At 68.8% G+C, this 23,173-nt stretch carries 23 protein-coding genes and 1 tRNA gene; 13 read left to right on the forward strand and 11 right to left on the reverse strand.

The window, feature by feature from the left end; translation table 11 throughout:
• Positions 1-8 precede the first annotated feature (8 nt).
• From tal to pgl, 5 genes are read left to right on the forward strand one after another with little or no spacing between them, the layout of a single operon-like run.
• The gene (gene tal / locus FVO59_RS14995; protein WP_182253343.1) at positions 9-1,121 is read left to right on the forward strand and encodes a transaldolase; all 1,113 of its coding nucleotides are present in this window, start codon (positions 9-11) and stop codon (positions 1,119-1,121) included.
• Positions 1,118-2,716 (forward strand): phosphoglucose isomerase-related protein, encoded by a 1,599-nt coding sequence (locus FVO59_RS15000; RefSeq protein WP_182253344.1) that lies wholly within the window; start codon positions 1,118-1,120, stop codon positions 2,714-2,716. The genes tal and FVO59_RS15000 overlap by 4 nt, the downstream gene beginning before the upstream one ends.
• 34 nt (positions 2,717-2,750) lie before the next feature.
• Entirely contained in the window at positions 2,751-4,295 is a 1,545-nt protein-coding gene (gene zwf / locus FVO59_RS15005; protein WP_182253345.1) for a glucose-6-phosphate dehydrogenase, read from the forward strand.
• Entirely contained in the window at positions 4,292-5,227 is a 936-nt protein-coding gene (locus FVO59_RS15010) for a glucose-6-phosphate dehydrogenase assembly protein OpcA (RefSeq protein WP_182253346.1), read from the forward strand. Before zwf ends, FVO59_RS15010 begins: the two co-directional genes overlap by 4 nt.
• A 4-nt stretch (positions 5,228-5,231) precedes the next feature.
• A complete protein-coding gene (gene pgl / locus FVO59_RS15015) occupies positions 5,232-6,011 on the forward strand; it encodes a 6-phosphogluconolactonase (RefSeq protein WP_182253347.1) in 780 nt (259 codons plus the stop codon).
• Between the two features lie 55 nt (positions 6,012-6,066).
• On the opposite strand, the gene FVO59_RS15020 is transcribed toward pgl, so the two are convergent.
• Positions 6,067-7,056 (reverse strand): DMT family transporter, encoded by a 990-nt coding sequence (locus FVO59_RS15020; protein ID WP_259363282.1) that lies wholly within the window; start codon positions 7,054-7,056, stop codon positions 6,067-6,069.
• Positions 7,057-7,111: 55 nt separating this feature from the next.
• On the opposite strand from FVO59_RS15020, the gene def reads away from it, so the two are divergent.
• Together def and FVO59_RS15030 are read left to right on the forward strand one after the other, a co-directional pair.
• The gene (gene def / locus FVO59_RS15025) at positions 7,112-7,678 is read left to right on the forward strand and encodes a peptide deformylase (RefSeq protein ID WP_182253348.1); all 567 of its coding nucleotides are present in this window, start codon (positions 7,112-7,114) and stop codon (positions 7,676-7,678) included.
• Positions 7,679-7,766: 88 nt separating this feature from the next.
• Positions 7,767-8,282, forward strand: a complete 516-nt coding sequence (locus FVO59_RS15030; protein ID WP_182253349.1) for a septum formation family protein — start codon at positions 7,767-7,769, stop codon at positions 8,280-8,282.
• Positions 8,283-8,450: 168 nt separating this feature from the next.
• Here FVO59_RS15030 and FVO59_RS15035 read toward each other — a convergent pair.
• From FVO59_RS15035 to dusB, 5 genes are all read right to left on the reverse strand, one after another.
• A tRNA-Asn gene (locus FVO59_RS15035) sits at positions 8,451-8,526 on the reverse strand.
• 95 nt (positions 8,527-8,621) lie between these two features.
• Complete coding sequence (locus FVO59_RS15040) at positions 8,622-9,389, reverse strand: ATP-binding cassette domain-containing protein (protein WP_346265678.1); 768 nt, start codon at positions 9,387-9,389, stop codon at positions 8,622-8,624.
• Between the two features lie 35 nt (positions 9,390-9,424).
• The gene (gene dnaG, locus FVO59_RS15045; RefSeq protein ID WP_182253351.1) at positions 9,425-11,293 is read right to left on the reverse strand and encodes a DNA primase; all 1,869 of its coding nucleotides are present in this window, start codon (positions 11,291-11,293) and stop codon (positions 9,425-9,427) included.
• Positions 11,293-12,666 carry a deoxyguanosinetriphosphate triphosphohydrolase gene (locus FVO59_RS15050; RefSeq protein ID WP_182253352.1) on the reverse strand — a complete coding sequence of 458 codons (1,374 nt, stop codon included), beginning with the start codon at positions 12,664-12,666 and terminating at the stop codon, positions 11,293-11,295. Before FVO59_RS15050 ends, dnaG begins: the two co-directional genes overlap by 1 nt.
• Positions 12,656-13,840: a tRNA dihydrouridine synthase DusB gene (dusB, locus tag FVO59_RS15055; protein WP_182253353.1), complete on the reverse strand. Its 1,185-nt coding sequence runs from the start codon at positions 13,838-13,840 to the stop codon at positions 12,656-12,658. The genes FVO59_RS15050 and dusB overlap by 11 nt, the downstream gene beginning before the upstream one ends.
• A 59-nt stretch (positions 13,841-13,899) precedes the next feature.
• Here dusB and FVO59_RS15060 point away from each other — a divergent pair, with 59 nt between their 5' ends.
• Positions 13,900-14,403, forward strand: coding sequence for a glutathione peroxidase (locus FVO59_RS15060; RefSeq protein WP_182253354.1), 504 nt, complete (start codon positions 13,900-13,902; stop codon positions 14,401-14,403).
• A gap of 123 nt (positions 14,404-14,526) precedes the next feature.
• Entirely contained in the window at positions 14,527-15,738 is a 1,212-nt protein-coding gene (locus FVO59_RS15065) for a metallophosphoesterase family protein (protein ID WP_182253355.1), read from the forward strand.
• Positions 15,739-15,798: 60 nt separating this feature from the next.
• Here FVO59_RS15065 and FVO59_RS15070 read toward each other — a convergent pair whose 3' ends face one another.
• On the reverse strand, positions 15,799-16,467 hold the full coding sequence (locus FVO59_RS15070; RefSeq protein ID WP_182253356.1) for a DsbA family oxidoreductase: 669 nt from the start codon (positions 16,465-16,467) through the stop codon (positions 15,799-15,801).
• A gap of 52 nt (positions 16,468-16,519) precedes the next feature.
• Here FVO59_RS15070 and FVO59_RS15075 point away from each other — a divergent pair, with 52 nt between their 5' ends.
• The gene (locus FVO59_RS15075) at positions 16,520-17,131 is read left to right on the forward strand and encodes a P-loop NTPase family protein (RefSeq protein WP_182253357.1); all 612 of its coding nucleotides are present in this window, start codon (positions 16,520-16,522) and stop codon (positions 17,129-17,131) included.
• On the opposite strand, the gene FVO59_RS15080 is transcribed toward FVO59_RS15075, so the two are convergent.
• Together FVO59_RS15080 and recO are read right to left on the reverse strand one after the other, a co-directional pair.
• Positions 17,071-17,874: an isoprenyl transferase gene (locus FVO59_RS15080; protein WP_182253358.1), complete on the reverse strand. Its 804-nt coding sequence runs from the start codon at positions 17,872-17,874 to the stop codon at positions 17,071-17,073. The genes FVO59_RS15075 and FVO59_RS15080 overlap by 61 nt on opposite strands.
• A complete protein-coding gene (gene recO, locus FVO59_RS15085) occupies positions 17,871-18,614 on the reverse strand; it encodes a DNA repair protein RecO (RefSeq protein WP_182253359.1) in 744 nt (247 codons plus the stop codon). The genes FVO59_RS15080 and recO overlap by 4 nt, the downstream gene beginning before the upstream one ends.
• A gap of 36 nt (positions 18,615-18,650) precedes the next feature.
• Between recO and FVO59_RS15090 the strand changes: the two genes are divergently transcribed.
• Positions 18,651-19,337, forward strand: coding sequence for a trimeric intracellular cation channel family protein (locus FVO59_RS15090; protein WP_182253360.1), 687 nt, complete (start codon positions 18,651-18,653; stop codon positions 19,335-19,337).
• Positions 19,338-19,343: 6 nt separating this feature from the next.
• Here the strand turns inward: FVO59_RS15090 and FVO59_RS15095 are convergent, their stop codons facing one another.
• On the reverse strand, positions 19,344-20,075 hold the full coding sequence (locus FVO59_RS15095; RefSeq protein ID WP_182253361.1) for a TetR/AcrR family transcriptional regulator: 732 nt from the start codon (positions 20,073-20,075) through the stop codon (positions 19,344-19,346).
• 51 nt (positions 20,076-20,126) lie between these two features.
• Between FVO59_RS15095 and FVO59_RS15100 the strand changes: the two genes are divergently transcribed.
• Complete coding sequence (locus FVO59_RS15100) at positions 20,127-20,522, forward strand: VOC family protein (RefSeq protein ID WP_259363284.1); 396 nt, start codon at positions 20,127-20,129, stop codon at positions 20,520-20,522.
• Positions 20,523-20,576: 54 nt separating this feature from the next.
• Here FVO59_RS15100 and leuA read toward each other — a convergent pair whose 3' ends face one another.
• Positions 20,577-22,331: a 2-isopropylmalate synthase gene (gene leuA / locus FVO59_RS15105; protein ID WP_182253362.1), complete on the reverse strand. Its 1,755-nt coding sequence runs from the start codon at positions 22,329-22,331 to the stop codon at positions 20,577-20,579.
• 197 nt (positions 22,332-22,528) lie between these two features.
• Between leuA and FVO59_RS15110 the strand changes: the two genes are divergently transcribed.
• The gene (locus tag FVO59_RS15110) at positions 22,529-23,170 is read left to right on the forward strand and encodes a hypothetical protein (protein WP_259363286.1); all 642 of its coding nucleotides are present in this window, start codon (positions 22,529-22,531) and stop codon (positions 23,168-23,170) included.
• Positions 23,171-23,173: the final 3 nt, after the last annotated feature.

The raw sequence follows: 23,173 nt of genomic DNA on the forward strand, positions 1-23,173 counted from the left end.
GAGACATCATGACCACCCCCACCGAGAACCTCGCCCAGGCCGGCGTCAGCATCTGGCTCGACGACCTGTCGCGCACCCGCATCAGCACCGGCAACCTGCAGCAGCTGATCGAGACCCGCAACGTCGTCGGCGTCACCACGAACCCGACCATCTTCGCGACCGCCCTGATGGATCAGAACGACACCTCGTACGAGGCCCAGACGCACGAGCTCGCCGTCGCCGGCGCGTCGGCTGAGGAGGCCGTGTTCGCCGCCACCACGCAGGACGTCGCCGCCGCACTCGACATCTTCCGCCCGGTGTGGGAGGCGACGAATCACGTCGACGGCCGCGTCTCGATCGAGGTCTCCCCCGACCTCGCACACGACACAGAGGGCACCGTCGCGCAGGCGAAGCAGCTGTGGGAGAAGATCGACCGCCCCAACCTGCTCGTGAAGATCCCCGCCACCAAGGCAGGGCTCCCCGCTATCACCGAGGCGATCGCGACCGGCATCAGCGTCAACGTCACCCTCATCTTCAGCCTCGAGCGCTACGAGGAGGTCATCGACGCCTATCTGACCGGTCTCGAGCGCGCGCATGCGGGCGACTTCGACCTCTCGAGCATCCACTCCGTCGCCTCCTTCTTCGTCTCGCGGGTCGACACCGAGACCGACAAGCGCCTCACCGAGATCGGCACCGACGAAGCCCTGGCGCTCAAGAGCAAGGCGGGGCTGGCCAACGCGCGCCTGGCGTACGAGCTCTTCGAGAAGAAGTTCGCCGAGAAGCGCGCGCAGGATCTCATCAAGCTCGGCGCGAACCTGCAGCGCCCGCTGTGGGCATCCACCGGGGTCAAGGACCCGAACCTGCCCGACACCCTGTACGTCACCCAGCTCGTCGCCCCCGGCGTCGTCAACACCATGCCCGAGAAGACGCTCGAGGCGACGTTCGACCACGCAGAGGTGACCGGCGACACGATCACCTCGACCTACGCCGAGTCGCACGAGGTCATGGCGGGCCTGAAGGCCGTCGGCGTCGACTTCGACGACGTGACCCGAGTGCTCGAGGAAGAGGGCGTCGCGAAGTTCATCGACTCGTGGCACGGTCTGCTCACCCAGGTCGCAGAGGGCCTGGAAGCCGCACGATGACCGTCTCGGTACGCGTGTCGCACTCGGCGGAGGCTGCGGTCGACCGGCTCGTCAGCGGGCTCGTCGACGACCTCGTCGCATCACGCGTCACGGGTGCCGACAGCGACCTCTGGGGTCCGGATGCCTCCGCGGAGGCATCCGTCCGCCTCGGCTGGGTCGAGGCCGTCTCGACGTCCCGTCCGCTCGTCGCGGAGATCGTCGCACTGCGCGACGATCTCCGCGGCCGCGGCGTCGACCGGATCGTGCTCGCCGGGATGGGAGGGTCATCGCTCGCCCCTGAGGTCATCGCGAACACCGCCGGCGTCCTGCTGACGATCCTCGACAGCACGGCACCGGCCCAGGTGCTGCGCGCGATCGACGACGGCCTGAGCCGCACTGCTCTTGTGGTGTCGTCGAAATCCGGCTCGACGGTCGAGACCGACTCCCAGCGACGCGCCTTCGAAGCCGCCTTCAGCGACCTCGGCATCGATCCGGCTGAGCGCATCGTGGTCGTCACCGACCCCGGGTCGCCGCTGCAGGCAACCGCTCGTGATGCCGGGTACCGGGTATTCGAAGCCGACCCAAACGTCGGAGGGCGCTACTCCGCGCTCACCGCTTTCGGACTGGTCCCCGCCGGTCTCGCAGGCGCGGACATCGAGGAGCTGCTCGACGAGGCGGAGGCTTCGCTGCTGCAGTTCGCCGTCGACTCCCCCGAGAACCCCGCACTGCGTCTGGCCGCGGCGATCGTCGGAGCCGAGCCGCGTCGTGACAAGCTCGGCCTGATCAGCGACGGCACCCACATCGAGGGTCTGCCCGACTGGATCGAGCAGCTCATCGCCGAATCGACGGGCAAGGGAGGCACGGGCATCCTCCCCGTCGTGCTGCTGCCCGTCTCGCCAGAGGTGGACGCCCGCCCCGGCGATCTGCAGATCGTTCGGCTGGTCGACGACGCAGAGGAGTTCCATCTGCGCCACAGCGACGAGATCCTCGTCAGCGGCACACTCGGCGCGCAGTTCCTGCTCTGGGAGTACGCCACGGCGATCGCGGGGCGCCTTCTGGGCGTGAACCCGTTCGACCAGCCCGATGTCGAGGCCGCCAAGGCCGCCGCCCGCGGACTCCTCGACTCCAGGCCCGAGGTGCCGGCCCCCGCCTTCGGTGAGAGCGGCATCGAGGTCCGCGCGTCCGACCCCGCGCTGCTCTCGGCAGGCACCCTCGCCGGCGTGCTCGATGCGCTCTGGGCCCGGCTCAGCCCGGACGGGTACGTCGCCATCCAGGCGTACGTCGACCGCACGGACATCCCCCAGCTGCAGGGGCTCCGCGAGATGGTGGCGGCCGATTCCGGTCGGCCGACGACCTTCGGCTGGGGGCCGCGCTTCCTGCACTCCACCGGTCAGTACCACAAGGGCGGCCCGGCCCACGGGGTCTTCCTGCAGATCACCGAGCGCACGGAAGTGGATCTGGAGATCCCCGGACTCCCCTACACGTTCGGACAGCTGATCGAGGCTCAGGCCGCCGGTGACGCGTCCGTGCTCTCGGCACTCGGCCGCCCCGTCGTCACCTTGACCATCACAGATGCCGTGGATGACGTGCTGGCGCTCTTCGAAGCCGCCCAGTGAGAACATCCGCACCACTTGGAGATATCCCCCACCGATGACTGCCCCCATCTCCCGCGGACACAATCCCCTCCGCGATCCCGATGATCGCCGACTGAACCGCATCGCAGGTCCCAGCGCGCTGGTGATCTTCGGCGTGACCGGCGATCTGTCCCGCAAGAAGCTGATGCCCGCGGTGTACGACCTCGCGAACCGCGGCCTGCTTCCCCCCGGATTCGCGCTGGTCGGCTTCGCCCGGCGCGACTGGGAGGATCAGGACTTCGCCAAGGTCGTCTACGACGCGGTCAAGGAGCACTCGCGCACCGAGTTCCGAGAGGAGACCTGGCAGCAGCTGCTGCAGGGCATCCGGTTCGTGCAGGGCACCTTCGACGACCCAGACTCGTTCGCGCGACTGCGCGAGACCGTCGAAACCCTCGACGTCGAGCGCGGCACGATGGGCAACCACGCGTTCTACCTGTCGATCCCGCCGAAGGATTTCCCCACCGTCGCCCGTCAGCTCAAGGAGTCCGGCCTCGTCGGCGAGCACAGCGACGACGACAGCTGCTGGCGTCGCGTGGTCATCGAGAAGCCGTTCGGCGACGACCTCGAGTCCGCCAGGGCGCTCAACAGGGCGCTGGAGGTCGCGTTCCCCGCGGACTCGATCTTCCGCATCGACCACTACCTCGGCAAGGAGACGGTGCAGAACATCCTCGCGCTGCGCTTCGCCAACGAGCTGTACGAGCCGATCTGGAACCGCAACCACATCGATCACGTGCAGATCACCATGGCCGAGGACATCGGCGTCGGCGGTCGCGCCGGGTATTACGACGGCATCGGCGCAGCCCGCGACGTCATCCAGAACCACCTGCTGCAGCTTCTCGCGCTGACCGCGATGGAAGAGCCGATCAGCCTCTCGGCCGAGCATCTGCGGGCCGAGAAGGAGAAGGTGCTCGCCGCGGTCCAGCTGCCGGACGACCTGTCGCTCGCCGCCGCACGCGGCCAGTACGCCGGCGGGTGGCAGGGCGGTGAGAAGGTGAACGGCTTCCTCGAAGAGGAGGGCATGAACCCCCAGTCGACCACCGAGACCTACGCCGCCCTCAAGCTCGAGATCGCGACGCGCCGCTGGGCAGGAGTGCCCTTCTACCTGCGCACAGGCAAGCGACTGGGCCGCCGTGTGACGGAGATCGCCGTCGTCTTCAAGCGCGCCCCGCAGCACCTGATGGGCCGCACGTCCGAGCTCGGCCAGAATGCGCTCGTCATCCGCGTGCAGCCCAACGAGGGCGTCACGATCCGCTTCGGCTCGAAGGTGCCAGGTGCCGGCACGCAGGTGCGCGATGTGACCATGGACTTCGGCTACGGCCACGCCTTCACCGAGGCGAGCCCCGAGGCGTACGAGCGCCTCATCCTCGACGTGCTGCTCGGCGACCCGCCGCTGTTCCCCCGCCACGAAGAGGTCGAGCTCTCGTGGAAGATCCTCGACCCGATCGAGCAGTACTGGGCGTCCCTCGACGAGCAGCCCGAGCAGTACGCCCCCGGCTCATGGGGTCCTGCCTCGGCCGACGACCTCCTTGCCCGCGACGGACGAGTCTGGAGACGCCCGTGATCATCGACATCCCCGACACGACGATCAGCCAGGTCGCCAAGCAGCTGGTCAAGGTGCGCGAGGAGGGCGGCGCCGTCGCGCTCGGTCGCGTGCTGACCCTGGTCATCGCCGCCCGCAACGGCGTGGCCGAAGCCGCCATCGACGCCGCCAACGACGCCTCGCGCGAGCACCCCATGCGGGTGATCGTGCTCACCGCCGGAGAGGGCGAGGCGCGTCTGGACGCGCAGATCCGCGTCGGCGGCGACGCCGGCGCGAGCGAGGTCGTCGTGCTCCGCGCCTACGGCGACGCGGCCAGCAACGCCGAGAGCCTGGTCACCGGCCTGCTGCTCCCTGATGCGCCGGTCGTCGCCTGGTGGCCGGATGACGCCCCCGCGGATGCCGCGGACTCGCCGCTCGGTCGCATCGCACAGCGCCGCATCACGGATGCCGCCACGAGCCACGATGTGCGCGACCGGCTCTCGCTGCTCGGTCGCACGCATGCCCCTGGCGACACGGATCTGGCATGGACGCGCCTCACGCACTGGCGTGAGCAGCTCGCCGCGGTGCTCGACCAGCCGCCGTACGAGAGCGTCACAGCCGCCGACGTGCGCGGCGCCGCTGCGTCTCCGTCGACCGCGCTGCTGGCTGCGTGGCTGCAGATGGCGCTCAAGGTGCCCGTGACGTGGTCGTACGAGGATCCGGAGGAGTGGGAGGAGGGCATCAAGTCGGTGCGCCTCACGCGCGCCAGCGGCGACATCCTGCTCGAGCGCCCGTCGCCGAGCGTGGCCGTCCTCACCCAGCCCGGGCAGCCGGACCACGAGCTGCACCTGCCCCGTCGCACGCTGCGCGAGTGCCTCGCCGAGGAGCTGCGCCGACTCGACGCCGATCTGCTCTATGGTCGTGTCATCACCGAGGGCTGGTCGCGCCTCGGTCCGCCAGAGCAGAGAGCCTGATCACATGAAGGTCCAGGGGACGACGAAGTCCGTGGTGGTCGAGCAGACTCCCGCCGCACTCGCGGCGCGGGTCGCCGACCGCTTCCTCACCCGTCTGCACGCCCGCACGCGTAACGGACGCACCGCGCACGTCTGCCTCACGGGCGGCTCGATGGGCGGCGCGGTGCTCGCGGCGACGGCGAGCGACCCTCGCGTCAGCGAGATCGACTGGTCGCTCGTGCACTTCTGGTGGGGTGACGAGCGCTTCGTCGAGCGCAACCACCCCGATCGCAACTCGCTGCAGTCGCGCGAGGCGCTGCTCGATCGCATCCCCGTGCCCGCCGAGAACGTGCACGAGGTCGCGGCTCCGAGCGACGGCGTCACCCTCGACGAGGCCGCCGAGGCCTACGCCGCCGAACTCGCGCGCTACTCGAGCGACCACGGGCCCTGGCCGTCATTCGCGGTGTGCTTCCTCGGCGTGGGCCCCGACGGGCACATCGCCTCGCTCTTCCCCGACCGGCCTGAGGTGACCGTGACGGACGCCGCGGCTCTGCCCGTGCGCGACTCCCCGAAGCCGCCGCCCGAGCGCGTCACCCTGACCCGCCCTGTGCTGAACGCATCGAAGCGCGTGTGGCTGGTGCTGACGGGCGCCGACAAGGCATCCGCTCTCGGCCTGGCACTCGCCGGAGCCAGCTACGCGAGCGTCCCGGCCGCCGGAGCGAAGGGACGTCGCCGCACGATCTTCTTCGTCGATGAGGCGGCCGCAGCCGAGGTCTCCCCCGAGCTCATCGACCGCGACTACTGAACGGCGCCGGGTTCCCGAGCCGGGCTGAGCCCGGGCCGTGGCCCCGCCGTGCGGCTCAGCCCTCCTGTGCCCCCGCACCAGCAGAAGGGTCGCTCCCCCGGCGGATGCTGAGCTCCTGGCTGTCGCTGAGCACCTGCGGGTGGTAGCGAGCGAGTCCGAAGACACCCCAGATGGCGATCGCTCCCGCGACCCCGAACAGGATCAGCACCCACAGCGGGGCCGCTGCCGCCTCGCCCAATACGAGGGCTCCGATCAGCACCGCGACGATGGGATCGATCACCGTGAGCCCCGCGATGACGAGGTCGGGTGGTCCCGAGCTGTATGCGGTCTGCACGAAGTAGGCGCCGACCGCCGCTGCCGCGATGAGGGCGATCACGCAGACGACGGTGAGCCACTCGAAGTTCCCGGCCTGTATGCGGCTGATGACGGCCTTCGCGAGAGTCGCCACGAAGCCGTACAGGATGCCGGCTCCTGTGACGTAGAACAGCGCCCGCATGCGGTGGCGGAGGATCAGCCAGAACGTCCCGAGCACGATGATCACCACGAGCAGGATCGTGAGGATCGTGAACAGGTCGTCGTTGCTGATCGGGCGCTCTGTCGCATAGAGCGCTGCGAGGATCACGAACAGGAAGATCCCGCCGAGGCAGGCCCCGATCGCGATGAGAGAGCGGCGGGTCGGGGTGTGTCCCGAGATCCGGGCGTTCAGCAGCGTCGTGACCACGAGCGCGATGGCGCCGAGGGGCTGCACGACGATCAGCGGGGCGATGGCGATGGCGCTCAGCTGGCACGCGATGGCGAGGCCGAGCATGATGGTGCCGATGATCCACGAGGGACGGGTGAGCAGCGCCCTGATCTGCGCGCCGCTGAGGCCCGTCGTGCCCTCGGTTCCGCTGAGTCGCTCTACCTTCTCCACCCCGCGGTGCTGGTACTGCGCGCCGAGCGACATGAAGACGGCCCCGGCCAGTGCGAGCGGGATGCCGAGCAGCAGAGCCGGGTTCTCGAACACTCCGACCAGCTGATCGCTGACGTTCGCTGCGAACTCCACCCCATGATGCACCGTCTCACCCTACCTGCAGCGCCGCGCCCATTAGGGTTGTGGCGTGGCTGTTCTTCCGATCCGCATCATGGGCGACCCTGTTCTGCACGCGAGAGCGAGCGAGGTGGGCGAGGTGACCGACGAGATCCGCACCCTCGTCGCCGACATGTACGAGACCATGGATGTCGCCCCCGGAGTCGGTCTTGCGGCCCCGCAGGTCGGCGTCGGGCTGCGCATCTACGTCTACTCGTACGTCGACGACGACGAGAATCCGTGGCGCGGCGAGATCATCAACCCCGTGCTGTGGATGGCTCCGATGGAGCCCGGATCCCCCGACCCCGACGAGGAGTCGGAGGGATGCCTGTCGTTCCCCGGGGAGCGGTTCGCACTGCGGCGCTCAGACCGCGTCCTGGTCACCGGCACCGACCTCGAAGGGCGCGAGGTGCGCATCGAGGTCGACGGGTGGCGCGCCCGCATCATGCAGCACGAGTTCGACCACCTCGACGGCATCCTGTACGTCGACCGGCTCGGAGACTCCGACTGGAAGACCGTGCAGAAGATCGCGCGCAAGCGCGGCTGGAACCGCGGCTCGCACAGCTGGATGCCCGGCGTCGACGACCTCGAGGGCTGAGCGGACTTGCCGCGCGACGACGCGGCTCAGTACGGTCTGAGAAGCGGCGTTCCGTCGCGTTCACTCTCACGCTCTGGAGCGCAACCGCATGACCTCTCGCTCTCTTCTCCGTCCCCTCGCACTCGCCGGATCGACGATCGCCGTCGCGCTCGTGCTGACCGGGTGCAGCATCCCGACCAATGTGTTCAGCGGCGACGCCGAACGCGATGAGGCGGGTCAGGTGACCTCCGAATCGAACATCGACATCTTCGAGCTCAAGGTGGGCGACTGCAAGCTCGCCGACGACGCGACGAGCACCGAGCTGAGCGACACGAACGTCGTGCGGTGCAGCGATCCGCATGATGAGGAGATCTTCTACGAGTTCGACCTGCCGGACGGCGACTTCCCCGCAGCGGACGCGGTCGAGCAGACCGTGTGGGAGACCTGCGACCCGCAGTTCGAGGCCTTCGTCGGCATCAGCGAGCTGGACTCGGCGCTGACCTACGCGTACTTCTCGCCCACTCAGGACGGCTGGGAGCGCCTCGGCGACCGCACGATCCAGTGCGTGCTCTACAGCGAGGACGGCACGCAGCTCGAGGGATCGGCCAAGGGCACCAAGATCTGACGGCCCGGCATCCGGGCTCCGCTTCCGGAGGCGATCCGGCGTGTCGGGATGCGATTGCGCACGGACACGCCGGATGCCGCGGCATCCCGTCGGCGATCTCCGACAGATGTCATCGACGTGCCGCCGCAACGACGAAACCCCGTCGCGAGGACGGGGTTTCGAGGGGATTGGCTCCCCGGCTTGGACTCGAACCAAGAACCTGCCGGTTAACAGCCGGCTGCTCTGCCAATTGAGCTACCGAGGATCATTCGGTCGTTCCCCGCTGCGCGGGCAACTCCCCCAGCTTAGCAAACTCCGCGGGCGCTGCCGAACACCGACGACTCCCCGGGCGTGGCGCGCTCAGGGGCCGACATCGGCCTCGGCGTTCGGCGCCCAGATGAGGTCCGCCCCCGTGCCCCTGGCCACGACATGACCCGCCCTCAGCAGCAGCGCGTCGGCGTCCAGCTCGCGGATGAAGGCCGCGTCGTTCGTGACGAGCAGCGCCGCCATCGCCCGTTCCGTGCGGCGTCGGGTGATCGCGTCGAAGACGACCGGTCGCACCTCCAGATCGAGATTCGCGAGCGGTTCGTCGGCGATGAGCACATGCGGCTCGAGCATCAGCGCGCGAGCGATCGCGACGCGCTGGCGCATGCCGGCGCTCAGCTCGTACGGGAACTTCGACGCGAGTCCGAGCGGCAGGTGCAGTTCGTCGAGCAGAGAAGCCACGCGGATCGCCAGCGCCTTGCCGTTGACCTTCTTCTCACGCGAGGTGATCGGCTCCGAGATCGCCTCTCCGACCGTGAGCCGCGGCGGCAGCGCAGCGCCGGCGCCCTGGGCGAGATGCCCGCTGAGCGCGGTGAGGGTCCGGCGTCTGCGCCCCGGCTTGCGGATGTTCACCCCGCACACGGTGGCGCGGCCCCCCGCCACCTTCAGCGACGAGTCGCCCATGCCTGCGAGCGCGGTCACGAGGGTCGACTTCCCCGAACCGGTCGCTCCGCCGATGCACATCAGCTCGCCTGGCTTCAGGGTGAACGTCACGCCGTCGACGGCACGGGTCGTTCCGCCGTGCCCGATCCGGTCGATGACCAGGTCGTGGCAGTCGATCGCGAACTCGCTGTCGGCAGGCATACCGTCCATCCTGCCCGCTCGGCGTTGGAATGGGCTCAGGACTCGGCGAACCTCAGCCGTTCGGCGTCGACGTCGCGCAGTCTCATGCGCAGAGCACGTCCGCCGTCCGAATCCGCCGGCACCCTCTGCACCGCGCCCAGCAGCTCCTGCTTCTCCCGCTCGATGCCGCGCAGGATCAGCCGGCGGCAGAGGTCGGCCGACGAGGCCAGAGCGCCCTCGTCGTCGCGAGCGGGGAACGGCATCATCAGCAGCTCGCCCGCGAGACTGCGATACGGCTCGCGCACGGCATCGGCAGCGGCCGTCGCCCAGCCCACCCGCGTGCGGTCGGCGACGGAGGCCACGGCCTCGCGCACCGCGTCGAGCGCCGGATGCCGGAAGGGCTCACTCAATGCGCGAGCGAGCGACTCCTGGTCGAGGCGATGCCCGTACTGCAGCACGCCCATCAGCGCGTCACGCTCGAGCGCGACCTCAGGGGTCCGAGGGAGATCCGCCAGCCGCACGCGCGAGGTGCCGTCGCCGCCCATGTCTCCCTGCTCCTGACGCCGGGACGCGGGCTGCTCGCGCTCGCCGCGCGACGCACGCTGCACCTGCTGGTGCACGGCCGTCGGATCCATGCCGAGTCGGCGGGCGAGCACACGCTCGTACCCCGGGCGCAGCAGCTCGTCTCGGATCTCGGCGACGATCGGGGCCGCCGCCCGCAGGGCGCCCACCTGCCCCTCGACGGTCGCGAGATCGTACCCCGCGAGCTTGCGGTCGATCGCGAACTCGAACATCGGCACCTTGGCATCCATCAGCCCGCGCACCGCGGCATCGCCGCGCTGCAGTCGCAGGTCGCAGGGGTCAAGGCCGTCGGGTGCGACGGCGACGAACGTCTGCGCCGTGAAGCGCGAGTCCTCCTGTGCACTTGAGGCCGTGGAGAACGCACGCAGCGCCGCCTTCTGCCCCGCCTCGTCGCCATCGAAGGTGAAGACCACCTCGCCTGCCGCGGAGTCGTCGCCCATCACCCGGCGCAGCACCTTGATGTGCTCGGCGCCGAACGCGGTGCCGCACGTGGCGATCGCAGTCGTGACGCCGGCGAGGTGGCATGCCATCACATCGGTGTACCCCTCCACGACGACCACACGACGCGGGTCGCCCCTGCTGATGTCGCGCTTGGCGAGGTCGAGCCCGTAGAGCACCTGCGCCTTCTTGTAGATCGGCGTCTCAGGCGTGTTGAGGTATTTCGGCCCCTGGTCGTCGTCGTACAGCTTGCGCGCACCGAAGCCGATGGTCTGCCCTGTCACGTCGCGGATCGGCCAGACGACCCGCCCGCGGAACCGGTCGTACACGCCCCGCTGTCCGGCCGAGACGAGCCCGGCTGCCGTGAGCTCGTCTCTCGTGAAGCCCTGGGCGCTCAGCGCCTTCAGCATGTTGTCCCAGCCGCGAGGCGCGTAGCCGACGCCGAAATGCGCGGCTGCACCGGCGTCGAAGCCGCGCTCGCCGAGGAACCTCCTGGCGCTCTCCGCCTCGGGGCTCAGCAGCTGCGAGCGGAAGTACTCCCCGGCCGCGGTGTTCGCGGCGTACAGCCGACTGCGTCCGCTGGTCTCGGGTGCGGCGCCGCCGTCCTCGTAGTGCAGCGTGTAGCCGACCCTGGCCGCCAGACGCTCGACGGCCTCGGTGAAGCTCACGTGATCCATTTCGCGCAGGAACGAGTAGACATCGCCCGACGCGCCGCAGCCGAAGCAGTGGTAGTACCCCACCTGCGGACGGACGTGGAAGCTCGGGCTCTTCTCGTCGTGGAAAGGGCACAGCCCCTTGAGCGACCCGACTCCTGCCGACTTCAGCGCGACCCGCTCACCCACGATGTCGGCGATGTTGGTGCGGGTCTTGACCTCTTCGACGTCCGCCTGCAGGATCCGCGGCATCAGACGGCCCCTTCGACGACCACCCGCGATTCGGTGCGGCGGCCCACCCCCGGGCGGACGTGGCGCGGCGTCCAGATTCCGACCTCGGCGGGGTCCATCTCGCCGACGAGCCGGTTGTGCCAGTCGACCGCGGTCTGGTCGGTGAGACTGGCGATCTGGTCGACGACCACCCGCGCGCGCTGCGCGTCGGTGTCGGCAGCGAGGAAGTCGGCCGAGAAGGCCGGCTCCAGCACGTCGGCACCGGCCGACCACAGCGCGTCGGTCGACCACAGGGCGTCGGCAAGACGGTGCAGCACGCGACGCTGCTCCTTGTAGACGCCCTTGCGAGCATCGATGGTGACGATCGCCTGGCCCATGATGCCCTTGAGCACCGCGATCTCGGTCTCGACCTCACGCGGGATGACCACGTGCGCGCTGTACCTGGCCAGCGTCTCGCCGGGGTAGGCCGCCCTGGTCGCGGCCACGGAGCCGCGCGCGAAGCGGCCGATCATGTCGCTGGTGAGGTTCTTCAGCCGCGCGAGGTCTCGCCGCGACCTGTCGAACGAGCGCATCCACATCGTCTCGCGTGTGAGCCGGTACAGCGCATCGGCCAGTTCATCGCGGGTGTAGTCGTAGCCGACCCACTGCTGGATGCGACCGACGAGCGGATGGTGCTCGACGGGGTCCGAGAGCTGTGCCACATCGACGTACCCGTTGACGATCGCGTCCTCGAAATCGTGGACCGAGTACGCGATGTCGTCTGACAGGTCCATGATCTCGGCCTCGATGCACCGCTCGCGTCCGGCCGCGCCCTCGCGCATCCAGCGGAACACCGGCTCGTCCTCGGGATACACGCCGAACTTCAGCCGGCCACCGGGATCGGGGACGGGTTCATCGACGGTCCACGGGTACTTGCAGGTCGCATCGAGGCTGGCGCGGGTGAGGTTCAGGCCGACAGAGTGGTCGCTGTCATCGAGCACCTTCGCCTCGAGACGGGTCAGGATGCGCAGGGACTGCGCATTGCCCTCGAAGCCGCCGATGTCCTCGGCCCACTCGTTGAGCGCCCGCTCGCCGTTGTGCCCGAAGGGCGGATGCCCGAGATCGTGGCTGAGGCAGGCCGTGTCGACCACATCGGCCGAGACCCCAAGCGCGCTGGCCAGCTCGCGCCCGACCTGAGCGACCTCGAGAGAGTGCGTGAGCCGGTTGCGCGCGAAGTCGGCCGTGCTGGCGGGGCTCAGCACCTGGGTCTTGGCAGCCAGGCGGCGGAGGGCTGCCGAGTGCAGCACGCGGGCACGATCCCGCGAGAAGTCGTCTCTCTCGGAGCGATGCGTCTCGGCGAAGAAGCGTTCGGCGTCGTGTTCGCGGTAGCCGCGATCTGAGGGCTCAGCCGCCATCGTTCTCGGTCTCCGCCCCGCGCATCATGTCACCGACGCCCTCGCCGATCTCGCGCGAGTCGAGCCAGCCCTCGGGAAGGGCGGTGCGCTTGGGGGAACCCGCGCGTCCACGCTGCCCCTCGGCTCCTGCCCCGGGGTACGGCGCGTCGCCGATGGTGCCGAGCAGATCGTCGATCTCCTGCAGAGTCGACGCCCTGGCGAGCGCCGCGCGCAGTTCGCCGCCGACCGGGTAGCCCTTGAAATACCAGGCGACATGCTTGCGGATGTCCTTGCACCCGCGGTCTTCGTCCTCGAAGAACTCGACGAGCAGCTCGGCGTGCCGCCGGAAGGCGTCCTTGACGAATCCGAGGGTCGCGTCGACGACGGCGTGCTGGTCGGCGCCCGCCGACGGGCCCAGAGCGGCGGCGAGCTCGCCGAACAGCCACGGCCTGCCCAGGCATCCGCGGCCCACGACGACGCCGTCGCACCCGGTCTCGTGCATCATCCGCACGGCGTCGCCCGCCGACCAGATGTCGCCATTGCCGAGCACCGGGATGCTCGTGACCGCCTGCTTCAGCTCGCCGATCGCGCTCCAGTCGGCATGGCCGGAGTAGTACTCCGATGCGGTTCGCGCGTGCAGTGCGACGGCCGCGGCTCCGGCGTCCTCAGCCGCGCGACCGGCGTCGAGGAAGGTCAGGTGGTCCTTGTTGATGCCCTTGCGCATCTTCACGGTGAGCGGCACGTCACCGGCGGCCTTCACCGCACGCTGCACGATGTCGGAGAACAGGCCGATCTTCCACGGCAGGGCTGCTCCCCCGCCCTTGCGGGTCACCTTCGGAACCGGGCAGCCGAAATTGAGGTCGATGTGGTCGGCACGGTCCTCGGCGACGATGATGCGCACCGCCTCGGCGATGGTGGCTGGATCCACGCCGTACAGCTGGATCGACCGCGGAGTCTCGCTCTCGTGGTGCTGGATGAGCCGCATCGTGATCGCATTGCGCTCCACCAGCGCCCTCGAGGTGATCATCTCGCTGACGTACAGGCCGGCCCCGTACTCGCGGCAGAGTCGACGGAAAGCGGTGTTGGTGATGCCTGCCATCGGTGCGAGCACGACGGGAGTGTCGAGTTCGATCGGACCGATGCGCAGGGCAGGAGCCGTGCCGGCGGCGGCGAGGGAGTCAGTTACCAGAGTCATGTCCTGTCCATTCTCCCAGACGCCGCCTCGACCGGGGGCGCGCGACTTAGGCTGTGGATGTGACCGACGCGACCATCCGACAGATCCCCTTCCTCGATGCCTCCGGCGAGGAGAAGACACTCGACGATTTCGGCGCGGGCGCCGTGCTGGTCGTCAACGTCGCCTCCAAGTGCGGCCTCACTCCGCAGTACGCCCAGCTCGAAGAGCTCCAGCGCGCGTACGGCGAGCGCGGGTTCACGGTGCTCGGCTTCCCCTGCAACCAGTTCTTCGGTCAGGAGCCGGGGAGCATGGAGCAGATCCTCGAGTTCTGCTCCACGAGCTACGGCGTCACCTTCCCCGTCAACGACAAGGTCAAGGTGAACGGCCGCAGCGCGCACGAGCTGTACAAGGCGCTGACGCAGACCCCGGATGCCGACGGCAAGGCGGGCCGTGTGGAATGGAACTTCGAGAAGTTCCTCGTCTCACCCGACGGCGCCGTTCGGCGCTTCCGCCCCAGGCAGAAGCCCGACGACCCCGAGATCGTCGCCGCGATCGAGGCCGCGCTGGTCGACGTCGACCGCTGACCCGGCCGTTCACCGCGGCTCGCGGAGCCGCGTGGGGCTCGTTCACCTCGTCTTCTCCTCCCGGTCGATCTCGCGGCCTACGTTCTCGTGATGGCGACACCGCCGACGAACGGAGAGAAGAGAATGACCGACCGACTGCCCCTCAGCCGTCGCACCGTCCTGACCGCCGGCGCACTGAGCGCCGTGACAGCCGCACTCCCCCTGAGCGCTGCGAGTGCCGCAGCCGCCGGTCCCGAGTCGGGCTCGCCCGCATCGGGCCGGCCTGGGCCGCACGCTCCACGCCTGCGCTTCCGGTCCGACCGCACGTTCAAGGTCGTGCAGTTCAACGACACGCAGGACGACGAGCGCACCGACCGCCGCACGGTCGAGCTGATCGAGAAGGTGCTCGACCAGGAGCAGCCCGACTTCGTCGTGATCAACGGCGATGTGATCACAGGAGGATGCGAGACCCGTCTCGCCGTCAAGCAGGCGATCAACAACGTCGTGGCGCCGATGGAGGCGCGCAAGGTGCCGTGGGCGGTCACCTACGGCAACCATGACGAGGACTCGCTTCCGCAGTCGGGTGTCGACGAGGCCGGGATGCTGGAGATCTACCGCTCCTACGCCTTCAACGTCAACGCCGAGAGCACGCGCGGCGTGACGGGGACGAGCAACACGATCGTCCCCATCGCCTCATCCGCCGACAAGGGCCGCGAGGCGTTCGCCCTGTGGCTGATCGACTCGGGTCGCTATGCTCCGTCGCGCATCGAAGGACAGGACTTCGCGGGGTACCCGACGTGGGACTGGCTGCGCATGGATCAGGTGGCCTGGTACCGCACTCAGTCGCAGGGCATCGAGAAGCGCCTCGGACGCAAGCTGCCCGGCCTCATGTTCATCCACATCGCCCTGTGGGAGCACCGGTTCATGTGGTGGGGAGGCGTCGACACCCGCACGGCGGCGGACGCCGCCCGCGGCAGGGCGAGGCACGGCATCGTCGGCGAGCGCAACGAGGACGAGTGCCCTGGTCCGTTCAATTCGGGCATGTTCAACGCGATCCTCGAGCGAGGCGACGTCAAGGGCGTCTTCGTGGGCCACGACCACATCAACGACTATGTGGGCGACTACTACGGCGTGAAGCTCGGCTACGCGCCCGGCACCGGTTTCGGCGCCTATGGACTGCCGGGCGCCGAGCGCAACCGCATGCGAGGCGGACGCGTGTTCGAGCTCACCGAGAACGGCAACGACGTCTCGATCGAGACCAGGGTCGTCTACGCCCGCGACCTCGGCATCGATCTGACCGCGAACGACCAGCCGATGGAGCCGTTGCCGCTGCCCGAGAGGCAGCAGGCGCTCTGAGCCGCCCCGGCATCGCAGGAGGGGCCCGATCCGCTCGGATCGGGCCCCTCTCGCATCCGGTCAGCTCGCGGCGGTCTTCTGCGCCCACACGTCGCGGATGACGTTCTCGAACGCCTCGGGCGGCTGTGCGCCGCTCACTCCGTACTGCCCGTCGATCACGAAGAAGGGCACGCCGTTTATGCCGTAGGCGCGGGCCTGCGCCTGGTCGGCGCGGACGGCGTCGAGGTGCGCTCCGGTCTCGAGGGCCGTGCGCGCCTGCGCGGGATCGAGACCGACCTCCTCGGCCAGTGCGACGAGGTCGTCGATGCGGCCCACGTGCCTGCCCTCGACGAAGTAGGCGGACATGAGCCGCTCCTCCATCTCATGCTGCAGTCCCTCGCCCTTGGCGAAGTGCAGCAGCTCGTGCGCCTTGACGGTGTTGGTGTGCTGCAGCAGGTCGAAACGGTACTCCAGCCCCGCGCCTTCGGCGACCTTGGTCACGTGCGCGAGCATCTGCTCGACCTGCTCGCGCGGCATGCCCTTGTGCCCGGCGAGGAAGTCGACCTCGTCTCCGTCGAAGTCGACCGGGGTGTCGGGCGACAGCTCGAAGGAGTGGAAGGTGACCGCCACCCGGGGGGCGTCGTCGTCGCCTGCGGTGGCCGCCAGTCCCTTCTCGAGGTTGCGCTTGCCGATGTAGCACCAAGGGCAGGCGATGTCGGACCAGATGTCGATCGAGATGGGTTCAGTCACATCCTCATCCAACCGCATGCGCTCGAATGCTATTCCGTCGTACGATCGACGGATGCTCCGCGCCCAGGATCCCTTGCCGTTCCGCCCCGAGCGGGTGCTGATCGCCGGAGTCACGGGATCGGGCAAGACGACCCTCGCCCGCCGGGTGGCCGCTCGATGGGGTGTTCGTCACGTCGAGATCGACGCCCTCTTCCACGGACCGGATTGGATTCCGCGTCCGTCGTTCCTCGACGATGTGCGCGCCTTCGCAGCCGAGGATCGCTGGGTCACCGAATGGCAGTACACCAGCAAGGGCACCGATGAGATCCTCGCCCCGCGGGCGCAGCTCGTGCTGTGGCTGGACTACCCGTGGTCAGTGGTGCGCTCCCGCCTCGTACGCCGGACCGTGGCACGTCATGTGCTGCGCACCGAGCTCTGGAACGGCAATCGCGAGCGCGGGCTGGCCAACATCTTCAATCGGGATGCCGAGGAGAACATCCTGCTCTGGCAGACGCGCACTCTGCACAAGTGGGCCGAGCGCATGCCCGCGGTCGAGGCGCGATTCCCCCACCTGACGATCGTGCGCTTCACGCACCCCCGCGAGACGGAGCGCTGGCTTCGTGCTCAGGCCGACCCGTCGGGTGCGTTCACGGCCCCGCCGAAGCGGCGGTCGCGCGACAGGTAGATCTCGATCGCCCGCCAGAGCTCCTCGCGTGAGAAGTCCGGCCACAGCGTGTCGAGGAAGACCATCTCGGCGTACGCCGCCTGCCAGAGCAGGAAGTTGGAGGTGCGCTGCTCCCCCGAGCTGCGCAGGAACAGGTCGACGTCCGGCATGTCGGGCACGTACAGATGCCTGCGGATCTGCTTCTCGGTGATCGCGCTCGGACGCATCCGCCCCGCCTTCACCTCTTCGGCCATCGCACGCATCGCATCGACCAGCTCCACGCGGCCGCCGTAGTTCACGCACATGGTGAGGGTGAGAACGTCGTTGTCCTTCGTGAGCTGCTCGGCGAACTGCAGCTCCTTGATGACCGAGCCCCACAGCCGCGGCTTGCGTCCCGCCCAGCGCACGCGCACGCCCCACTCGTTGAGCTGGTCTCGGCGGCGGTGCAGCACATCGCGGTTGTACCCCATGAGGAAGCGCACCTCCTCGGGTGAGCGCGCCCAGTTCTCTGTCGAGAAGGCGTAGACCGACAGGTGCTTCACACCGGCCTGGACGGCGCCCGCGACGACGTCGAGCAGCACCTCCTCACCGGCTTTGTGACCCTCGATGCGATTGAGGCCGCGGCGGTTCGCCCAGCGCCCATTGCCGTCCATCACGATCGCGACGTGCTGGGGCACCGCGGGGAACGCCGGCGGGGTCTTGCCCGTCCAGTCGAGCGGGCGGAAAGGCACCGCGTCCTTGTGCGTGTACGGCTTCGGGGTCACCGTGCTCCAATGCTCGAGGGGCGACTGAGGTGCTCGAGCGAGCGGATGCCTCGCTCGAGGTGCCACTGGGCGTACGCGGCGATCGTGCCGGATGCCGCGGCCAGGTCGGCCGGCGACGCGGCATCGACCGTCGTCCAGTCGCCGCCCATCAAGGCGCGCAGCAGCGCGAGGGCCGACATCGCGATGCGCGGGCTGCCTGCCGGCGCGCATGAGTCGCAGACCGACCCTCCCAGCGGAGCGCCGAAGTGGCGGTGCGGGCCGGGGGCGCCGCACCGGGCGCAGTGGTCGAGCGAGGGCGCCCAGCCCGACAGCGCCATGACCCTCAGCAGGTACGAGTCGAGGATGCTGCGGGCGGCATGCTCGCCGCGCGACAGTGATCGCAGACCGCCGACGAGCAGCAGGTACTGCTCGGCCGTCGCCTCTGCCTCGTTGAGCCGATCGGCCGTCTCGACCATCGCGCTGGCCGCCGTGAAGCGCTCGTAGTCGACGGCGATGTCGGCGCCGTACGCGCCGAGCGAGTCCGCCTGCTGGACGATGTCGAGAGTGCGGCCCTTGTACATCTGCACATCGGCGACCATGAACGGCTCGAGTCGCGAGCCGAACTTCGATGACGTGCGCCTGACACCCTTCGCGACGGCGCGGATCTTGCCGTTGCGCCGCGAGAGCATCGTGACGATGCGATCGGCTTCACCCAGCTTGTGGGTGCGCAGGATCACCGCTTCGTCTCGGTAGGTGGGCACTCAACGATTATCTCCCGGGCACGAGAGAATGGACGGGTGACGGAACCGCTCTTCACCATCCCGCTCTGGGCCGATCTTCTCGGCGTCGGGCTCGGGGGCATCCAAGGGGCGATGTTCGCCTCCGGCTTCCAGGGTCAGCGCCGGCTGGACTGGCTCGGCGTCGCGATCATCGGCATCATGATTGGCATGGGCGGCGGTCTCATCCGCGATCTGCTGATCGGCCAGCCGCCGGCGACCCTGCAGAACGACTGGTACCTCATCACCGCGGGCGGCGCTGCGCTGTTCGGGATGCTGCTCGCCGGCGTCTTCAATCGAATCAACACGCTCATCGTCGTACTCGACGCCGCCGTCATCGGCATGTTCGGGGCGTTCGGGGTGAGCAAGGCGATCGCCTTCGGCATCCCGCCCGTCCCGGCCGTCTTCATCGGCGTGTGCGCCGCTGTCGGCGGCGGCGTGCTTCGCGACGTCCTGATGGGGCTGCCGGTCGCCATCATGCACGTCGGATCGCTGTACGCCGTGGCCGCCGGCGTCGGATGCACGGCGATCGTCATCCTGCACGCTTGTGACGTCTCCATCACTGTCGCGGCGGTGATCGGCATCGTCGTGACGGCGGTCATCCGCGTGCTCGCGGTCGTGTTCGACGTGTCCCTGCCCGAGCAGCGGCGCCTGTACCGCCGCAAGGTCGCCACCGAGACCGGGATGATCCCGATCATCAAGCCCTGACGTCGCTCAGCGCGACGGGCCACCCTGCTCGAGGATCGGCGCGAGTCCATCGAGCACACGTTCCAGGCCGAAACGCCACGCGGCGTCCGGATCGTACGCACCGTCGAACTCGGCACCCGCTGTGGCGCCGACCTGCTGAGCGAGCGGATGTCTGTCACCCAGGTGCCCGGCCAGCGGCGTTGCGACCGCATCCCAGTCCAGGCCCTCGGCGCTCTGCGCCTCGAGACGGCGCAGAGCGCCGGCCATGGCGAAGTCGAGCACGAACGACAGCGCGGCGTCCCGTTGCACGTCGTCGAGCCCCAGACCGTCGAACACCGCCAGCTCACGGTCGTACTTCGCAATCGTTCCCGGACCGAGCACGACGCGCGGGTCGTGCACCTCGAGCAGCCAGGGCTGCGCGCACAGCAGGTCGCGATTGTCATGGGCGAGACAACGCACTCGATCACGCCACGGCGACGCGTCGCCGCCGGAAACCGGGGCGGGCATCCGCATGTACGCGAGGTCCGCCATCAGCACCAGCAGGTCTTCACGGCTGTTGACGTACGTGTACACCGCCATCGGCGTCAGGCCGAGCCGCTGTGCCAGCGCCCGCACCGTCACCGCCGGAAGGCCCCCGTCGTCCGCAAGGGCGATCGCGCTCGAGATCACCTCACCCGGCGTCGTCCGCCGGCGCGGGCCGCGTCGGGCGGGACCCGCGGCGGAGTCGTCGCGCCACAGCAGATCGATCAGATCGGGCATCGGGGAATACCTCCTCACGTCATGCGCTTACTCTATACGTTGTATAGAAAAATGACCGGAGGCTCCATGAACATCACCCGCACCGCCATCTCGCTCAACGTCGCCGACATCGCCGCATCCGCCTCCTTCGCCATCACGCAGTTCGGCTATCAGGAGGAGATGGCCGCCGACGGCTTCATCTCACTCACGCACCCGAGCATCGGGGGAAACCTCATCTTCCTCGAGACGGGGCTGAGCACCTTTCGTCCGGCCGAAATCGCCGGCCCCGCAGGACAGGGACTGCTGCTCGTCTTCGTGGTCGATGACCTCGACGAGCAGTTCGCCCGCATCGCCGCGTCCGGCGCACGAGTGGTGACCGAACCCGAGACCGAGCCGTGGGGCGAGCGGTACTGCCAGTTCGCCGACCCCAACGGGATCATCTGGCAGCTTGTCCAGTGGGTCGACTGAGACCCAGCAGCACGATGGCCCCGGGCTCGCGTCCCGGGGCCATCGAGATGAACCTCAGACGGCGACCAGTTCCTGCTCGCGGGTGCGGATCGAGCGGTTCACGCACGAGACGATGGCCTTGAGGGATGCCGTCGAGATGTCGCCGTCGATGCCGACGCCCCACAGACGCTGGTCGTCGACCTGCAGCTCGACGTACGCGGCCGCCTGCGCGTCGCCGCCGGTCGAGAGAGTGTGCTCGACGTAGTCGTAGAGCGAGATATCGAACCCTCGCTCCCGCAGGATCTCGATGAATGCCGCGATCGGGCCGTTGCCCGTGCCGGATGCCGGTTCGCTGCCCTCGCCGTCGCGCAGCACGATGTCGAGCGAGACCTCTCCCGACATGTCGCTGCGGGTCTGAGTGCCGAGCAGCTCGAAGCGGCCCCACTTGTGCTCGGCCTCGTCGGCCGGCAGATACTCGTCGGTGAAGATCGACCAGATCTGGTCGCTGGTGACCTCGCCGCCCTCGGCATCCGTCTTCGCCTGCACGACACCCGAGAACTCGATCTGCAGCTTGCGCGGCAGGTCGAGGGCGTGGTCGGTCTTCAGCAGGTAGGCGACCCCTCCCTTGCCCGACTGCGAGTTGACGCGGATGACCGCTTCGTACGAGCGGCCGAGATCCTTCGGATCGACCGGCAGGTAGGGCACGCCCCACTCGATCTGGTCGACCGAGACGCCCTGCTCGTCCGCCTTCGCCGCCATGGCCTCGAAGCCCTTCTTGATGGCGTCCTGGTGCGATCCGCTGAATGCCGTGAAGACCAGGTCGCCTGCCCACGGGCTGCGCTCCGGCACGGGCAGCTGGTTGCAGTACTCGACCGTGCGCTTGACCTGATCGATGTCGCTGAAGTCGATCTGAGGGTCGATGCCCTGCGTGAACAGGTTGATGCCGAGCGCCACCAGGTCGACGTTGCCGGTGCGCTCGCCGTTGCCGAACAGGCATCCCTCGATGCGATCGGCGCCGGCCAGATAGCCGAGCTCGGCGGCCGCGATCGCGGTGCCACGGTCGTTGTGCGGGTGCAGCGAGAGGATGACGTTCTCACGGTGCGCCAGATTGCGGTTCATCCACTCGATCGAATCGGCGTACACGTTCGGCGAGGCCATCTCGACCGTCGCGGGCAGATTGATGATGACCTTGCGGTCTGGCGTGGGCTCGAGAACATCGAGCACGGCGTTGCAGACCTCCACCGCGTACTCCAGCTCGGTGCCGGTGTAGCTCTCAGGCGAGTACTCGTAGTACACCTGCGTGTCGGGGATGCGCTTCTCGAACTGACGGCACAGACGTGCGCCCTCGAGCGCGATCTGCTTCACTCCCTCACGGTCGGAGCGGAAGACGACCTCTCGCTGCAGCACGCTCGTGGAGTTGTAGAAGTGCACGATCGCCTGCTTGGCGCCGGCGATCGCCTCATAGGTGCGGTCGATGAGGTGCTCGCGGCACTGCGTCAGCACCTGGATGGTGACATCGTCGGGGATGAGGTCCTCTTCGATCAGCTGGCGCACGAAGTCGAAGTCGGTCTGGCTGGCCGACGGGAAGCCGACCTCGATCTCCTTGTAGCCCATGCTGACGAGCAGCTCGAACATGACGCGCTTGCGCTCGGGGGACATCGGGTCGATCAGTGCCTGGTTTCCGTCGCGCAGGTCGACTGCGCACCAGCGCGGCGCTTCGGTGATCCGCTTCGACGGCCAGGTGCGGTCTTCGAGCTCGATGCGGATCTGCTCGTGGAACGGACGGTACTTGTGCACCGGCATCGCGGAGGGCTTCTGGTGGTTCTTCATGATGGGGCTGCTTCTCTTCGTCAGAAAACGTGCTCAGGCCAACACAAGCGCCGCGACGAGGAAGGCCCGATGATCAGGACTCGTCGCGGCAGCTAAGAAGGAGCAGACCGCCCAGAGGCATGGATCGATCGTAACAGCATGCGCTGCCCCTCGTGAACGGATTCGAGACGATCTTCGCGCCCCGGACACTGATGATCATGAGCACAACGACAAGAATCACCCTCCTCGCTGCTCTGAGCCTGATCGGAATGCTCGGTCTGAGCGGATGCGCGCAGGCGCCAGGTGCGTCGGCCCCGACCAGCGGGACATCACCACGGACGGCGCTCGCCTCTGCTGCGCCGCCCGAAGCCGAGGTGGTGGGCGGCGGGACGGTGATGGACACCGGCGGGTCAGTCGAGCTGTGCCTGGGCGCGGTCGCCGAGTCGTATCCCCCGCAGTGCTCCGGCGTGCCCCTGGTCGGCTGGTCGTGGACCGGCGTGGAGGGCTCGGAGAGCAGCGGAGAGACGCGCTGGGGCGCCTACGCGGTCACCGGGCGATACGACGGCGAGACGTTCACCGTGACCCGGCCGGCGATGCTCCTGGCGCTCTACGATCCGATGGCCCCGGAGGACCCTACCGGTGGATCACCCGACGGCACCTCCGAGGCGCGCCTCGTCGACATCCAGGAGCGCCTTCCGCACCTGCTCGGCGGCGCCGCGCCGCTCGGCTCCTTCTCCGAGCGCGGACGCCTGTGGGTGGACGTGCTGTGGGACGACGGGTCGCTGCAGCGGGCCGTGGACGCGGAGTTCGGCGAGGATGTGGTGGTCATCCGCTCCGCATTTCGCCCGGTCGACGGCTGAGGA

This window comes from Microbacterium esteraromaticum (genome assembly GCF_014084045.1).
In the GTDB taxonomy this organism is placed as follows: domain Bacteria; phylum Actinomycetota; class Actinomycetes; order Actinomycetales; family Microbacteriaceae; genus Microbacterium; species Microbacterium esteraromaticum_D.

Coding starts and splice junctions, on each gene's coding strand:
- tal (WP_182253343.1), top strand. CDS start 9: ATGACCACCCCCACCGAGAACCTCGCCCAGGCCGGCGTCAGCATCTGG.
- FVO59_RS15000 (WP_182253344.1), top strand. CDS start 1,118: ATGACCGTCTCGGTACGCGTGTCGCACTCGGCGGAGGCTGCGGTCGAC.
- zwf (WP_182253345.1), top strand. CDS start 2,751: ATGACTGCCCCCATCTCCCGCGGACACAATCCCCTCCGCGATCCCGAT.
- pgl (WP_182253347.1), top strand. CDS start 5,232: ATGAAGGTCCAGGGGACGACGAAGTCCGTGGTGGTCGAGCAGACTCCC.
- FVO59_RS15030 (WP_182253349.1), top strand. CDS start 7,767: ATGACCTCTCGCTCTCTTCTCCGTCCCCTCGCACTCGCCGGATCGACG.
- FVO59_RS15040 (WP_346265678.1), bottom strand. CDS start 9,389: ATGCCTGCCGACAGCGAGTTCGCGATCGACTGCCACGACCTGGTCATC.
- dnaG (WP_182253351.1), bottom strand. CDS start 11,293: ATGCCGCGGATCCTGCAGGCGGACGTCGAAGAGGTCAAGACCCGCACC.
- FVO59_RS15050 (WP_182253352.1), bottom strand. CDS start 12,666: ATGGCGGCTGAGCCCTCAGATCGCGGCTACCGCGAACACGACGCCGAA.
- dusB (WP_182253353.1), bottom strand. CDS start 13,840: ATGACTCTGGTAACTGACTCCCTCGCCGCCGCCGGCACGGCTCCTGCC.
- FVO59_RS15065 (WP_182253355.1), top strand. CDS start 14,527: ATGACCGACCGACTGCCCCTCAGCCGTCGCACCGTCCTGACCGCCGGC.
- FVO59_RS15075 (WP_182253357.1), top strand. CDS start 16,520: ATGCTCCGCGCCCAGGATCCCTTGCCGTTCCGCCCCGAGCGGGTGCTG.
- FVO59_RS15095 (WP_182253361.1), bottom strand. CDS start 20,075: ATGCCCGATCTGATCGATCTGCTGTGGCGCGACGACTCCGCCGCGGGT.
- FVO59_RS15100 (WP_259363284.1), top strand. CDS start 20,127: ATGACCGGAGGCTCCATGAACATCACCCGCACCGCCATCTCGCTCAAC.
- leuA (WP_182253362.1), bottom strand. CDS start 22,331: ATGAAGAACCACCAGAAGCCCTCCGCGATGCCGGTGCACAAGTACCGT.
- FVO59_RS15110 (WP_259363286.1), top strand. CDS start 22,529: ATGAGCACAACGACAAGAATCACCCTCCTCGCTGCTCTGAGCCTGATC.